Source organism: Rugamonas rubra (genome assembly GCF_900114705.1).
Classification (GTDB): Bacteria; Pseudomonadota; Gammaproteobacteria; order Burkholderiales; family Burkholderiaceae_D; genus Rugamonas; species Rugamonas rubra.
Genome location: NZ_FOTW01000024.1, coordinates 61,635 through 75,403 on the forward strand (window position 1 = coordinate 61,635; position 13,769 = coordinate 75,403).

A 13,769-nucleotide genomic window follows, 5' to 3' on the forward strand; every position below is an offset into this window, starting at 1 on the left:
GGCTCCTTAGTGCGACATGCCGCTGTCGTGCATCACGCCGCCGGACAGGTCGGCCATTTCCGGCGTCACCTGTTCGAAGCGCAGCAGCTTGCCGCCGTTCTGCTGGATGAACTTGTTGGCGTCCTCGGCGCTGGAGAAGGCGCCCAGGGTCGGCCCCATCGAGCCGTGCAACTTGCTGCCGATCACGAAGAAGGCGGTCTTGGCGGGAATCCAGTTGCCCTTCGGATGGGCCCAGTCGGTCTTGCCCATGTCCTGCACGTAGGCGCCGGCGACGGCGCGCTTTTGCTCCGGCGTGCGCAGCGTGGTGAACAGCTCCATCAGGTCGCAGAAGAAGTCGGGCTTGCCCTCGGCGTAGACGATCTGGCCTTTCGGACCGGGAAAGTCCTGCAGCAGCATGCCGTCGAGCACGCAGGCGGTGTCGGCGCCCGGCTCCTGCGCCACCGCCGTCGGCGTGGTGTGGCTGCAGGCGCCCAGCAGGGCCAGCAGCAGAAGTCCGCCCAGCATTTTTCGGGACGTTGCCGGACGGGCGGCGCGTGGGCTTGCAATCATTTGAATCTCCAATTGGCGAGTAGGAAGGGGGCGACGATCCAGCCCAGCATGATGCTCAGCAGGACCAGGGGATTGGTCAGGCTGTCGGGCATCACGGTGGCCAGGCCGTACATGGTTTGCACTTGTTCGGAATTGAAAATGTTCAGCAGGCGGAACACGTCGGCCGGGTTGAGCATCAGCAGGCCGGCGAACACGCCGCTGCTCAGGGTGCCGTTGCTGAGCACCAGCAGGCCCATCAGCAACAGGTCGAAGATCAGCACGAAGAAGAACCACATGGCGATCGCCATGCCGCTGGCGCGCATGCGGTCCTGGGCGATCACCGACAGGCACAAGGCCAGGCTGAGGAAGGCCATGCCCATCAGCACGGCGCTGCCGACGAAGCCGGCGTAGTGGAACAGGTCGTCCGGCCCCAGCTGCGAGGAGAGCGGCAGCAGGCCGGCGCCGAAGCCCAGCGTGGTGGCCACGGCCAGCGCGGCGGACAGGCCGAGGAATTTGCCGAGCAGGATCTCGAAGCGGGTGATCGGCATCGACAGCAGCAGCTCCAGCGAGCCGCGCTCCTGCTCGCCGACGATGGCGTCGTAGCCGAGGATGACGGCGATCAGCGGCACCAGGTAGATCACCAGGCTGACCAGGCTGGCGATGGTGATGTCGATGCCGTGGAAGCCGACGGCGCCCTGCTGGGCCGTGCCGAAATAGGCGATGGCCAGGGCGAACAGGGCGAAGATGACGGCGACGGCCAGCACCCACCAGTTGCGCACGCGTTCACGGCATTCCTTGCCGGCCAACACGGCGACCTGGCGCCAATCAATGCGCTTGTGCATGGCGGCCTCCGTAACCGAGGAACAAGTCTTCCAGCGAAGGCTCGTGGATGGTGATGTGTTGCACCGTGCCCTGCTCGGCGAACAGCGCGGCCAGCAGCGCCACCTTCTGCGCCGGCGGGCAGGAGATGCGCACGTTGTCGCCGTGCATGGCGATGTCCAGCCCGTCCATGCCGGCCAGCGCGGCGCGCAGCGGCGCCTGGCGCGCGGCGGCCACGGTCAATTCGAGCAGCGAGGGCATGACGCGCTGGGCGCGCAGTTGCGCCAGCGTGCCTTGCGCGGCGATGCGGCCGCTTTGCAGGATGACCAGGTGGTCGACCCGCTCCTGGATCTCGGCCAAAATATGCGAGGTGATGATGATGGTGGCGCCCTCCCCCTGCACTTCGCGCAGGGTCTGGTAAAAGTCGTGGATGCCCTGCGGATCGAGGCCGTTGGTGGGCTCGTCGAGGAAGATCAGGTCGGGCTTGCCGAGCAGCGCCTGGGCGAAGCCGAGCCGCTGGCGCATGCCCTTGGAGTAGCCGCGCACGCGCCGGCCGGCGGCGCCGGACAGGCCGACCCGTTCCAGCAGCGCGCCGCAGGAGTCGCGGCCGACCTGCTTGAGGTCGGCGAACAGGTGCAGCACCTCGAGCCCGGTCAGGTTGTCGTAGGTGACGAAGCTTTCCGGCAGGTAGCCGATGCGCCGCCGCACTTGGCGGAAGTCGCGCCCGTCGATGCGCACGCCGTGCACGCGGATCTCGCCGGCGCTGGGCGCGGCCAGCCCCAGCATCATCTTGAACAGCGTGCTCTTGCCGGCGCCGTTGGGGCCGATCAGGCCGAACATCTCGCCCGGCGCGACGGCCAGGCTGACGTCGTTCAGCGCCTCGATCTGGCCGTAGTGTTTGCTGACATGGGCGACCTCGATCGCCTTGGGTTTATTGCTCACTCCAGCGCCTCCAATCCTGATGTGCGGGCCGCATGCGCGGATGCTTGTCGACAATGCTGGGCGCGCGCAGCACGGGGAACTGGCGCGCGACGAAGCGCAGCGTCTGTACCGACGGGCTGGTCATCAACAACTTGAGCAGCGGGTATTGCCAGTTGAGCCGGTCGACCACGTCGTTGGCCTCGTAGGCCACGTCGCCGATGCCGTCGTTGTTCTGGTCCCAGCCGCTGTAGTTGCTCCAGTAGTTGCCCTGCGTGCGGCCCCATTGCACGTCGCGCGAGGCGACGTATTTGATTTGTTCCTGGTTGCCGATGAAGTCGTTGCCGTCGACCAGGTTGTTGGCCGAGCCGGCCGTCAGATGCACGCCGACGCGGTTGCCGACCACCAGGTTGCGGCGCAGCACGTTGTACTCGGCGTCGTAGATGAAGAAGCCGCGCCCGTTGCCCTGCACCACGTTGTCCTCGATGGTCGAGTCCTCGATGGTGCGCAGCATGATGCCGTGGTCGCTATTGCCCCAGGCCCGGTTGTGCCGCACGATCAGGTGGCGCACCTCCATCAGCGCCAGCCCGCCCCGGTTGCGGTAGGACTCGTTGTATTCCCAGGTGCTGTGGTTGGTGTTCATGTAGTGCGTGCCGTAGCGCAGGTCGTGGATCTTGTTGCCACGGAACAGGGCGTCGGTCGACACGTCGACATAGATGCCGTCGCGGGCGAAGCTGATGTCGTTGTCGATGATCTTGGCGCCGCTGGTGTTGTAGACCTGGATGCCGTTGCCGCGCGCCGCCGACAGCAGGTCGCGCTTGCCGGTGATGGTGTTGCGCTCGACCCGGCCGTCCTTCAGATTTTCCATCCAGATGCCAAACAGGTTGTAGGACAGCGTGCAGTCGCGCACGGCGGCGCGGTGCGAGCCGGGCTCGAAGTAGATGCCGGCGTTCTGCGCCGTCAGGTCGCTGCCGCTGTCGCGGATGCGCAGGCCACGGATGGTCACGTCGGCCGAACGCACGCGGATCACGTCGCCCTGCTGGCCGCCGCTGATGATGGCGCGGCCGACGCCCTCCAGCGTCAGCGGCTTGTCGATCAGCAGATGCTCGAGGTACTCGCCGGCGGCCACGCGCACCGTGTCGCCCGCCTTGGCGCGCGACACGGCGGCGGCGATCGACTCGCCCGGCGCCACCGGCAGCACGGCGGCGCCGGCGCCGGCCGTAACCAGGCCCAGCAGCAATGCCGCGACGACGGCGCGCAACTTGGGGCGGCGTGGATGTGCCATGCTCAGCTCCGCGTCCGCTGTTCGGCGGCTTTGTCGGACAGGGTCTGGCGTACGCTGTCGAGTGAGATGAAGTAGCCGGCGCCGTTGATGGCGGTCAGCGGCTGGCCGCTCTTCTCGCGCGCTTTGCGCTCCTTCACCAGCGGCGGGCAGGCGTGGTCGTCGTAGTACAGGATCATGCAGTCAAGGCATTGCATGCACTCGGTCTGGTCGATCTTGCCGGCCGCGTCGATGGCGTGCGAGCCGCAGCCGGAGGCGCAGGCGTGGCAGGTGGTGCATTCCTGTTTGCGCTTCAGGCCGAACAGGCGCAGCTTGCTGGGGATCGCCAATCCCGCCCCCAGCGGGCAGATGTACTTGCAATACGGCCGCTCGCTGAGGAACGACCAGCCGAGGATGGCGCCGATGAAGAGCCAGAACGGCCAGGTGCGGTTCCACACGCCAACCAGGAAGGTGGTCTTGAACGGTTCGATCTCGGCCAGGTGCTCGGCCGTTTCCATCGAGAAGAAGGAGACGCCCAGCAGCACGAAGAAGACCGCGTACTTGATCCACTTCAGCTTGTCGTGCAGGCGCTTCGGCAGCAGGCTTTGGAAGCGCTTCAGGCCGATGCGCTTGCCCAGGCTCAGCGCCAGTTGTTGCAGCGAGCCGAAGGGGCACAACCAGCCGCAGAACACGCCCCGGCCCCACAGCGCGACGGAAATGATGATGAACCACCAGAACACGAAGATGAAGGGGTCGGACAGGAACAGCTCCCACTTCCATTGGTGCAGGATGGAATGGAACCAGGTCATCACCTGGGTGATGCTGGGCTGCGCCTTCAGGTAGAAGCCGAGGAAGCCCACGCTGGCGATCCACAGCAGGTGGCGCGGCACGGCGATCCACGGCTTGTGCTTGCGGCTGGAGCGGCGCACCAGCCAGTCGCGCCGCGAGTACATGAAGGCGGCGAAGGCGAGGATCAGGCCGAACAGCGCGATCTCGACCTTTTGGTTGGCCCAGATCGCCTTCCAGGCCGCCTGCGGCCGCTCGACGTGGGGCCGGCCGCCCTCCAGGTAGCGGGCCGGCAGCCACAGCTCCTGGTCGAAGTGGACGAAGGTCTTGATGCCGTTTTCCTTGTCCGACTTGTTGGCCAGCACGGTCAACTGCCACGGCCAGGCCGGGTTGAAGTCGGCCGAGCGGACGATGAAGATGGCCGACTCCTTGAAGGCCGGCGCGTCGGCCGGCTGCAGGTGGTAGAGGTTGAGGTAGTCGGTGTCGCGGAAGGTGAAGGTGACCGGGTCCTGGCGCACCTGGACGCGGTCGTAGATGCCGCCGCGCACGAAGCCGGAGCCCTTGAACGATTCCTGGCCGGTGGCGATGATGAAGATGGCGTGCTCGTCCGGCTTCAAATCCTGCATCAGGCTGTCGTAGCCGTGCTGGCCGAGCAGGCTGATGCCGACCGCCGGCACGTTCAGATAGCCGAAGTGCAGCTCCATATAGGGCTGCGACGGGTCCTTGGCGTCGACCTCGCCGGCCGGCACCAGCAGGCTCTGCACGCTGCCCTCCTTGAGCATGTCGGCCCAGCTGAGCTTGTCGCGCAGCGGCGTGAAGCGGGCCGGCGGACGCGGCGTGCTCTTGATGATGCCGACCTGGCGGCCGATCTCGTAGGCGCTGCGCGAGATCACCTGGTTCTCGGCGATGGCGGTGACGGTGGCGCCGCTGATGGCGTCCAGGCCGATGGCGCCGCCGTCCTGCTGGCCCTGGCCGATGACCAGCTTGGCGTCGGCCGACTTGCCGACGTACTGGTGGATGAATTTGAGCAGGGCCGACTCGGGGATGCCGGCCAACAAGATCGGCTCGGAGTGCTTGAGCACGCGCACGCCGCTGATGATGCCGGCCTTGTCCATGCCGATCAGGGTGACCACCGGCTTGCCCGAGTAGGCGGGGATGTCGACCACGTCGGTCGACAGGAAGACGTAGCCGACCAGGCGCTGCTTGCCGGCGTCGACGGCGTAGGCCTCGACGTAGCTGGGCGAGCCCTTGCGTTTGGAGAATTGTTGCGCCGCCGGCATGACCTCGCGGCAGGGGGCGGCCGCGCACAGGTCTTCGCCGTGCAGCAGTTGCGCCGACAACTCGGCGTCGTAGACGGTGGCGCGCGCGGGCGCGGAGCCCAGCAGCGCGACGCATACCAGCAGTAAAACCAGTTGCAGCAGTTGCGCCGCCAGCGGCGCCAGCTTGGCGAATGTCGGCAGCGAGGGCTTGGCTGCGCTTCGGTGATCGTTCATCTTGTCCATCTCGGCGAATATCCTGTGATGGCGGCCGCTCGGGCCGTCGCGAAAATTCTTTCGTTCAATGCGGGCGTCCCCGCAGCAGCGGGGACTTGCTTGAACGGTGCTTCACGCCCTACCCCGCACCCCGCTGGAAGGGGTCTGACCCCGTCGGGGTCAGACCCCGGCGTCCGGGGTTGGGGTTAGGCTCGGCTCAAGCTGCGCTTAGCCCTCGACCAGCAGGCGGCTGCGCATTTCCAAGTGCAGCGCGTGGCAGAAGTGGGTGCAGTAGATCCAGTAGGCGCCCGGCTTGTCGGTCTTGAAGGTGACCGACTTGGTTTCCTGCGGATTGACGATGAAGTTCACGTTGTGCGTTGGAATCGCGCAGCCGTGGGTCAGATCTTCCACCTTGTCGTGGTTGGTCAAGGTCAGCGTGACTTCGTCGCCCTTCTTCACTTTGATGATCGGCATGCTGTAGTTCGGCGCCTGCGACATCAGGAAGATCGACACCTTGTTGCCCTTGCGCTCGACGCGCGAGTCGGCCGGCGTCTTCACCGCGTTGGCGAAGTCGTCCATGTGGTAGATCTGCCGGGTCTTGACCAGGTCGCGCCGCACCATGATGCCGTCGTGCGGTTCCGGATAGGCCGTGTGGTCGGAGATCAGCTTCATCTTCTCGCCGCTGATGTTGATCAGCTGTTCGGTCTCGCTGTGCAGCGGGCCGACCGGCAGGAAACGGTCCTTGGAGAACTTGTTGCCCGAGTTGTAGTACTTGCCGTCCGCTTCCTTGGTCTCGCCCATCGACGAGTAACCGTGGCCCGGCTGGTAGTGCACGTCGATGCGGTCCATCACCACCTTGGCGGTCTTGTCGCCCTTGAAGTGGGCGATCGCCTTGTCGACGTTCCACTTGACGATCTGGCTGTCGAGGAACAGGGTGGTGTAGGCGTTGCCCTTGCCGTCGAAGGCGGTGTGCAAGGGGCCCAGGCCGATTTCCGGCTCGGCGACGACGGCGTCGCGCGCGTCCTTGAGTTCGCCGGCGAACCACTTCTGCACCAGCGCCAGTTCGATCACGGTGGCGGTCGGCGACAGCTTGCCCGAGCAGACGAAGTACTTGCCGTCCGGCGAGGCGTTGACGCCGTGCGGATTCTTACCGACCGGCACGTAGCAGGTGACCGCGGTTTTCGCATCGGGGTTGGCGGCCTTGCGACCGTCGACCACCGGCACCTTGGAGCCGCCGATGGTGGTGAACTTGCCGGCCTTGACCAGGGCCTCGATGCGGGCCACGTCGAAGAACACGCAGGCGTCGCGCTCGGCCGACATCATGCTGGCCAGGTCGGCGCCGTTCTCGACGTTGTACTGGTTGGAGGCGGCCAGCTTGCCGTCGTAGGAGGTGGCGACCAGATCCATGTTGCCGTCCACCCGCACCTGCCAGCGCACTTCCATCGAGGCGGCGTCGACGCAGGTGAACAGGCAGCCCCACTTGCTCGGGTCGCCCAGGTCGCGGCCGTCGTTCGGCAGCGGAATGTGGAACTCGGCGCCGCAGAAGACGCGGGTGGTGTAGTTGATCTTCGGATCGACCGGGTCGCACTTGTCGGGGAAGATGCCGTGGAAGCCCTGGATGTTGGGCAGTTCGATGATCTTGTCGCACTCCATGGTGTCCATGCGGATGCGCGCCAGGCGGCCGTGCATCTTGTCGTTGATGAACAACCAGCGGCCGTCGTAGATGCCGTCCTTGTAGCTGCCGTGGACGTGGTGGGTGTCGCCGGTGGTGTACTTCAGGCTGCCGTCGGCCTTGGTGCCCATGATGGCTTTGGATTCGTTGGTGATGCCCCAGCCGACCATTGGATCGATGTTGAACACCGGGATGCGGCGCAGCGTGCGGCCGGACGGCAGGCCGAGGATGCGCGCCTCGCCGGAGTGGCCGCCGCTGGAGAAGTGGTAGTAGTCGTCGAGCTGGCCGGGCTGCACTTCGTGGCCCAGCTCGCCGCCGGCGGCCTTGGCCGATGCCGACGCGGCAGGTGCGGCGGCGCCGCCATTCTCTTTGCAGGCCGCCAGGCCGAACGAAACACCGGCTCCGGTCAAGCCCAGTAGGGCGCTCTTGCCAAGGAAGCTACGTCGCGTAGCCGGTTGCGCAAGACCGTCCTCGATTTGTTGTTGTGTGACCTTATCCATCAATTTTTCTCCCTAAACCACTGTCTGAAAAACCCGTTGTACTACCCGATGTCATCGCCCGCGTGGCGCGCAAGGCAGCCGGCCCGGACCGATAGGCAAGGTGGCAACTGTATTCCCGGCAACGCGCGGGCACCATTGGCAGGACGGATGTTTCCGCAAGACAAAGTGTTTAGGGGGGTAGCTCGAAAGGACTAGGCGCCGGGGCCGGATGGGCTAGGCCCGGCGCGGCGCGCCGGCGGCCCCGCGCGCGGCGCGCGGACGCGGCGCAAAGGCGCGCGGAAGATTGTTCCGCCTTGCATGCCGTCGGCCGCGCCGGCCGCGCCCGGCGGCGGCGGCGATGCGCAAATCGCGCTCCGTCGTGATACAAGCGCCGCCCGGGCACTAGTCATTTCGACGGGGCGACGTCGGCGGCCGCGTCGGCGGCGCGGCCGCCATCGGCCGACTACAGCTTGGGCGTGTACTTCAATGTCAACATGACATTGCGCGGCTCGCCGTAGTAGTTGTTGGCGCTGCTCGGGTCCAGCGTGGCGCCGGCCGCGAGTCCACACCGCCGTCCATGGCCGAATTTTCCATTCATATTTCTATTCATTTTTCCATTCACTTTATCCACATTTTTTCAATAAAATGCTTTATCTAAAGGCAATCAGCAGTAAAATTGGCACTCCGAATTCTATTCATATTTCCTCCATGGCGCACCCAGACAACTTGCTTGAACTGCAGCGCCTGCTCAAGGACGGGCCTAGGGAGGCGGCCGGCTTGCTGGCCGACCTGAGGATCAGCCAACCCACGTTTTCCCGCCTGTGGGCCGGCATGCAGAACGGCGTCGCCCTCGGCGCGACCCGGCGGCGGCGCTATGCGCTGCGGCGGCAGATCCCCGGCGTCCCCTCGCCGCTGCCGCTGTTCCGCGTCGCGGCGGACGGACGGGCCGCGCCGCTGGGGCAGCTGGAGCTGCTGGAAGGCGGCTGGTACGCGCTGACCTTTCCGACGGGGCACGACTACCTGCTCTTCCAGGGCATGCCCTACTTCCTGCGCGATCTGCGCCCGCAAGGCTTCCTGGGCCGCCTGGAGCCGGCGAAGAACAAGGATCTGGATTTGCCCGACGACATACTGCGTTGGAGCGACGAGCATGTGCTCAAGTACCTGAGCAGGCGCAGCGAGCACGCGCCCGGCGACATCGTCGTCGGCAACGAGTCGTATGCGCGCTTGCTCGCGCCTGCGCCGGACGGGGAAAACGCGCTGCTGGCCGCGGCGCGGCGGCGGGCGCGCTATCCCCGTCTCGCCGAGCACGCCATGCAGGGCGATCCGCCGGGCTCGTCGGCCGGCGGCGAGCAACCCAAGTTCACCCAGATCGTCGCGCGGGACGACGGGCGGATCGAACACGTCATCGTCAAGTTCTCGCCGCGCACCGACAGCGCCGGCGGCCGCCGCTGGGGCGACCTGCTGGTCTGCGAGCATCTTGCCCTCGACACGCTGCGCCGGCACGGCATCGGCGCCGCCACGACCAGCCTCGTCGAGGCCGAGCAACGCGTCTTCCTCGAGGTGGTGCGTTTCGACCGCAGCGGCAGGAACGGCAGGCTGCCGATGCTCACCTTCTCCGCCATGGACGGCGAGCTGGGCATGCTGGACCAAAGCTGGAGCGCCGCCGCCAGGGAGCTGGGGCGGCAAAACCTACTGTCGCCGGCCGACCGGCGCACGGTGGAAATCCTCGACCTGTTCGGCGCGCTGATCGGCAACACCGACCGGCACCACGGCAACATCGCCGCCGCCTGGGCGCTCAAGGGGCCGCTGCGCCTGCTGCCCTGCTACGACATGCTGCCGATGCTGTACCGGCCGAACCAGCACGGCGAGGTGGTGCCGCGCGAATGGGCCGCCGCCTCGGTGCGCAAGCTGGAACTAAGCCACCTCGAATTCTGCTTCGCCATGGCCCAGGACTTCTGGCAGGCGGTGTTCGACGAGCGGCGCATTTCGGACGAATTCAAGCAGGTGACGGCAAGGCATGTCGCGCTGATGAACCAGCTCAACCCCCGTCCCTTGCGCTAGGCGCGGCGGCCCGCTCTGTCGTTGCCGGCATCAAAATCTGCCGCAGCGTCTTCGGCACGGCCTCCATCCGCCGATACCAGTGGTGCAGGGTCTCCGCCGCGACCGACTGGCGGATGTAGCGGTGCCAGATGAAGGCCAGGTCGAACACCAGGATGCCCAGCCACCACAGGTAGAGGAAGGCGGCGCCGGCCAGCACCAACGGCCACACCGGCTGCGGGTCTTGGCGGTCCGTCGCGACGATCTGTAGCACCACCAGCAGCAGCACCGCCACCGCGCCCGCCGCCACCAGCGCGCGCCGGCCGCGCCGGCGGTTGCGCGTGAGCACCCAGCCGGAGCAGGCCAGCAGGGCCGCGATGCCCAGCAGAACACCCTTGCCGAACACCACCGCGTCGCCGGGCGGCGGCAGCGCCGCGAAGGCGGCGGCCGGCAGCAACAGTTGCAGCAGCATCTGGACAATGGTGGCCAGCGCCAAGGCGACCGGCTCGGGCAGCCACAGCCAGTACAGGCCGGCCATCGCCAGGCCGAACAGCACGGGCAGCCACAGCCACTTCCACCAGCGGTTGACCAGCCGGGGCACGCGCGCGACGACGGTCACGCCGAGCAGCAGGCCGCCCAGGCAAAACACCGTGCGGGTGAGCAGCAGGATCAGCTCGAGGGCGAGGGAGGGCACGCCCTCCAGATAGATCAACAGCGCCTTGAACAGCAGGAACACCGCCGCCAGGTGCAGCGCCGCGCTGAGCAGATACGGCAGCGCCGTGCTGACCGCACCCACCAGCGCCCTGCCCCGTGGCTTGTCCTTGACCTCCTCGCCCAGCACCACGCTGCGGATGAAGTGGTCGAACACCGCGTTGTCGGTCCAGTAGTCCTTGTGCGCCTTGCCCGGCAGCCAGTAGCGGCTGAAGCCGAAGTCGTCGCGCTCGGGGTCGGAGGCGAAATCGAAGGCCTGGCAGCCGGTGTTGTCGAGGTAGGTCTTGGCGGCGTCGAGCTTGAAGCCGATCGGGTCGCCGTAGTCGTAGTAGTTGCGCCATTTGATCTTGTGCTCCAGCCGGCGCGCGGCGGGATTGAGCCCGCTCCACATCTGCGGCCACAGCACCAGGTGCTTGTCGATCGGCGAACCGATCGTCATGAAGCCGCGCAGCGCCAGGATCCAGTCGGTCGAGACCACCTTGTCCTCGTTGGTCGGGTCGTCCGGATCGGCCACCTGGCTCGCCGGCGCGCTCGACAGCGCCTCCAGCATCGCCAGCAGGGCCACCACAGTGCCCTCGCTGTGCGCCACCACGTAGACCTCGGGCGCGCCCTGGCAGGCCTGGATGACGTCGTGCATGGCCTTGTGGAAACGGTAGACGATGCGCTCGCGGAAGAAGCGGAACTCGGCCACCACCTGCACGTCGCCGACGTACTCGCGCAGCACCGGCGCCAGGTCGAATTTGAACAAGCCCATCTTGTCGGCGATGAACAGCAGGTTCTCCAGCACCGCCACGGTCTCGACGATCTCCTCGACCACGGCGGCGCCGAGCTGGAAGTCGGCCTGGTCTAGCCGGGGCGTGGCGGCGTTGACCTTGCCGTAGGCCGCCTCGGCGCGGCTGACCACGGTGCGGCCCCAAGCCTTGATCTCCTCCAGCGTGTCGCTGTCCTTGTCGACCTTTTTCGGGATGTCGGCCCAGAACACCTCGGCGAAGCCGATCTTGTCGAGCGTGTCGCCGGCCGGCACGTCGAGCTGGCTGACCTTGACCTGGCCGACCTTGTCGACATAGAAGAAGCCGAGCGGCATCAGCGCCACGCGCGGCTTGGAGTGGGCGCTGAACTGCGTGGTGACGCGGCGTATCGTCTCGCTGCGCTGTTGGCTGCCGACGCCGTGGATGGCGACGATCACCTTGTCCATCGTGCGCAGCGCCGCTTGGGCGCCGCCGGCTGCGGCCGATTCTGCCATGGGGCTTCCTCTTCGTGTGTTGGTCGGTGCCGTGCGCCGCCGCTGGCCGGCGCGGCACAAAAATTAGCATTATTTAGATATTTTCCGCCAAAATGTGATCGAACCTTCACCTTTCACTAAAAATTAACGTTCTCGCGACTCGATGTGAACAAGCACTCACTTTACGGACGCGGCCCAAGCAGAGAGCGTTTTGCACTCATCATTCCGCCGTTCCGGCCGAGTAGTTCGTAAGAAAAAGGTCGAAGCCGTAAGAAAATCCGCGCTAAACTCAAAAAAATACAGATTTTCTCAATCGGTGAAAAAAAATGACGGCCATCGGCTACGAATTTCTTCGTGCATCCCTGCAGCTCGCGGCCTTCCCGCCCGTCCGGCCCGCATATATCCGGCCGGTTACTCGGGTCGAGGACTCGGTCAATACCTTGGCGGTGCCGCGCCAAGTCGCGCCGGCAGGCATCGATCCCCTATCGCACGTGCTCTTCGCATTAAAACATGAGGGGACCAATCTGCAGGTGCTGGCCGACGCGCTGCCCAGAATCTCGGCCGAGGACATGATCGCCGAACTCAATAAATCGCCGTCCGGTGCCTACATTCGTCTTGCCTGCTACCTATGGGAAGAGTTCAGCGGCCGCCAACTGGTCCCCATCCCCAGCATCGGAGGACCGGCGCATCCCCTGTTCGACCCTGAGCGCTACGTGACCGGCCCCGTGGTACGCAACGCCCGCTGGCGCGTCCTGTTCAACGGCATCGGCTCCATTCGATACTGTGCCACAGTGCGGCGCACGGCCGCGATCCAGACCGCCATCGGGTCGAACATCCTGAACCGTACCAAGCAGTTCATCGCGTCGTTGGGCGCGGGCCTGATGGACCGCGCGCTAGCTTGGGCGTATCTGCATGAAACGGACTCCTCCTTCGCAATCGAACGGGAGGTGCCATCGGAGGACAAGGCGCGCGCCTTCGTCGATCTCTTGCGCCAAGCGCACGAGCCTCGGGCGCTCAGCGAGGAGTATCTGGTCGAGCTGCAGAACGCGGCCCTCACCAATCCCTACAACCGCGCGGCCGCCTTCCGCTCGGAGCAGAACTGGCTTGCCGGGCCGGGCCGAGGAGCCCTTGCGGTGACCTATCTGCCACCGCCGCCCGGGCTCGCGCGCGAGCTGATGAGCGAACTCACGGCACTTGCTGCGACGGCGCCCAAGGTGGTCGATCCCATCGTCGCGGCATCGGTGATCGCCTTCGGTTTTGTCTTCATCCACCCGTTCATGGACGGCAACGGTCGCCTCTCCAGGTTCCTGTTCCACCACGCCCTCTGCCAATCGGGCCAGTTGGAAAAGGGCTTGCTCCTGCCCGTGTCGATCGCGATGAAACGCCATGAGGCCGACTACCTGACGACCTTGCAACAGTACTCGCGGCAAGTGCGCGAGCGCTGGGGTGTGCGCTGGATCGACGAAGGACAATACGACTTCACCTTCCAAGGGACGCCGGCAATTTACCGTTACTGGGATGCCACGCCAAGTGTGGCATTCGGCTACCGGATGGCCGAGCAAGCGCTGGAAATAGAGTTGCGCCAGGAAACCGAATTTATCGCACGGTATGATCGCATCGCGCGGGCCATCAACGCGGCATTCGACGTGCGCGGCAGCGAGCTGGCCGCGCTGATCCGCTGTTGCTTGGATAACGGCGGGGTACTGTCGAAAAAACGCCGCAAGCAATTTGCCGATCGCGTCCCCGAGACAGTTTTCGACTGCATTGAGAGGGAGGCCAAAGCCGCTCAAGAAGCGGTGGAGGTCGGGTCGGGGGAATCGGACGGAGCGTCGCTAGCGCCCCGCTGAACCGACCAGAAAAAAAT

At 65.9% G+C, this 13,769-nt stretch carries 10 protein-coding genes; 2 read left to right on the forward strand and 8 right to left on the reverse strand.

The genetic code is table 11. The annotated features are described in order from the left end of the window. Positions 1–6: 6 nt before the first annotated feature. The 7 genes from BM252_RS23000 to BM252_RS32035 form a co-directional block, all read right to left on the reverse strand. Positions 7–549, reverse strand: a complete 543-nt coding sequence (locus BM252_RS23000; RefSeq protein ID WP_174900641.1) for a nitrous oxide reductase accessory protein NosL — start codon at positions 547–549, stop codon at positions 7–9. Further along, entirely contained in the window at positions 546–1,370 is an 825-nt protein-coding gene (locus BM252_RS23005; RefSeq protein WP_217429950.1) for an ABC transporter permease, read from the reverse strand. The genes BM252_RS23000 and BM252_RS23005 overlap by 4 nt, the downstream gene beginning before the upstream one ends. After that, positions 1,354–2,289: an ABC transporter ATP-binding protein gene (locus BM252_RS23010; protein WP_093390010.1), complete on the reverse strand. Its 936-nt coding sequence runs from the start codon at positions 2,287–2,289 to the stop codon at positions 1,354–1,356. Before BM252_RS23010 ends, BM252_RS23005 begins: the two co-directional genes overlap by 17 nt. Further along, entirely contained in the window at positions 2,279–3,550 is a 1,272-nt protein-coding gene (locus BM252_RS23015; RefSeq protein WP_093390011.1) for a nitrous oxide reductase family maturation protein NosD, read from the reverse strand. Before BM252_RS23015 ends, BM252_RS23010 begins: the two co-directional genes overlap by 11 nt. Before the next feature lie 2 nt (positions 3,551–3,552). Beyond that, complete coding sequence (locus tag BM252_RS23020) at positions 3,553–5,805, reverse strand: 4Fe-4S binding protein (protein ID WP_093390064.1); 2,253 nt, start codon at positions 5,803–5,805, stop codon at positions 3,553–3,555. Between the two features lie 207 nt (positions 5,806–6,012). Then, entirely contained in the window at positions 6,013–7,956 is a 1,944-nt protein-coding gene (gene nosZ / locus BM252_RS23025) for a TAT-dependent nitrous-oxide reductase (protein ID WP_093390012.1), read from the reverse strand. Between the two features lie 442 nt (positions 7,957–8,398). Then, positions 8,399–8,533, reverse strand: coding sequence for a hypothetical protein (locus tag BM252_RS32035; RefSeq protein WP_281249381.1), 135 nt, complete (start codon positions 8,531–8,533; stop codon positions 8,399–8,401). Positions 8,534–8,643: 110 nt separating this feature from the next. On the opposite strand from BM252_RS32035, the gene yjjJ reads away from it, so the two are divergent. Continuing rightward, entirely contained in the window at positions 8,644–9,996 is a 1,353-nt protein-coding gene (gene yjjJ / locus BM252_RS23030; RefSeq protein ID WP_174900642.1) for a type II toxin-antitoxin system HipA family toxin YjjJ, read from the forward strand. Here yjjJ and BM252_RS23035 read toward each other — a convergent pair. Beyond that, positions 9,974–11,926, reverse strand: a complete 1,953-nt coding sequence (locus tag BM252_RS23035) for a hypothetical protein (RefSeq protein WP_093390014.1) — start codon at positions 11,924–11,926, stop codon at positions 9,974–9,976. The genes yjjJ and BM252_RS23035 overlap by 23 nt on opposite strands. Positions 11,927–12,231: 305 nt before the next feature. Between BM252_RS23035 and BM252_RS23040 the strand changes: the two genes are divergently transcribed. After that, a complete protein-coding gene (locus BM252_RS23040; RefSeq protein WP_093390015.1) occupies positions 12,232–13,752 on the forward strand; it encodes a Fic family protein in 1,521 nt (506 codons plus the stop codon). Positions 13,753–13,769: the final 17 nt, after the last annotated feature.

Coding starts and splice junctions, on each gene's coding strand:
- BM252_RS23000 (WP_174900641.1), bottom strand. CDS start 549: ATGATTGCAAGCCCACGCGCCGCCCGTCCGGCAACGTCCCGAAAAATG.
- BM252_RS23005 (WP_217429950.1), bottom strand. CDS start 1,370: ATGCACAAGCGCATTGATTGGCGCCAGGTCGCCGTGTTGGCCGGCAAG.
- BM252_RS23015 (WP_093390011.1), bottom strand. CDS start 3,550: ATGGCACATCCACGCCGCCCCAAGTTGCGCGCCGTCGTCGCGGCATTG.
- BM252_RS23020 (WP_093390064.1), bottom strand. CDS start 5,805: ATGAACGATCACCGAAGCGCAGCCAAGCCCTCGCTGCCGACATTCGCC.
- nosZ (WP_093390012.1), bottom strand. CDS start 7,956: ATGGATAAGGTCACACAACAACAAATCGAGGACGGTCTTGCGCAACCG.
- BM252_RS32035 (WP_281249381.1), bottom strand. CDS start 8,533: ATGAATGGAAAATTCGGCCATGGACGGCGGTGTGGACTCGCGGCCGGC.
- yjjJ (WP_174900642.1), top strand. CDS start 8,644: ATGGCGCACCCAGACAACTTGCTTGAACTGCAGCGCCTGCTCAAGGAC.
- BM252_RS23035 (WP_093390014.1), bottom strand. CDS start 11,926: ATGGCAGAATCGGCCGCAGCCGGCGGCGCCCAAGCGGCGCTGCGCACG.
- BM252_RS23040 (WP_093390015.1), top strand. CDS start 12,232: ATGACGGCCATCGGCTACGAATTTCTTCGTGCATCCCTGCAGCTCGCG.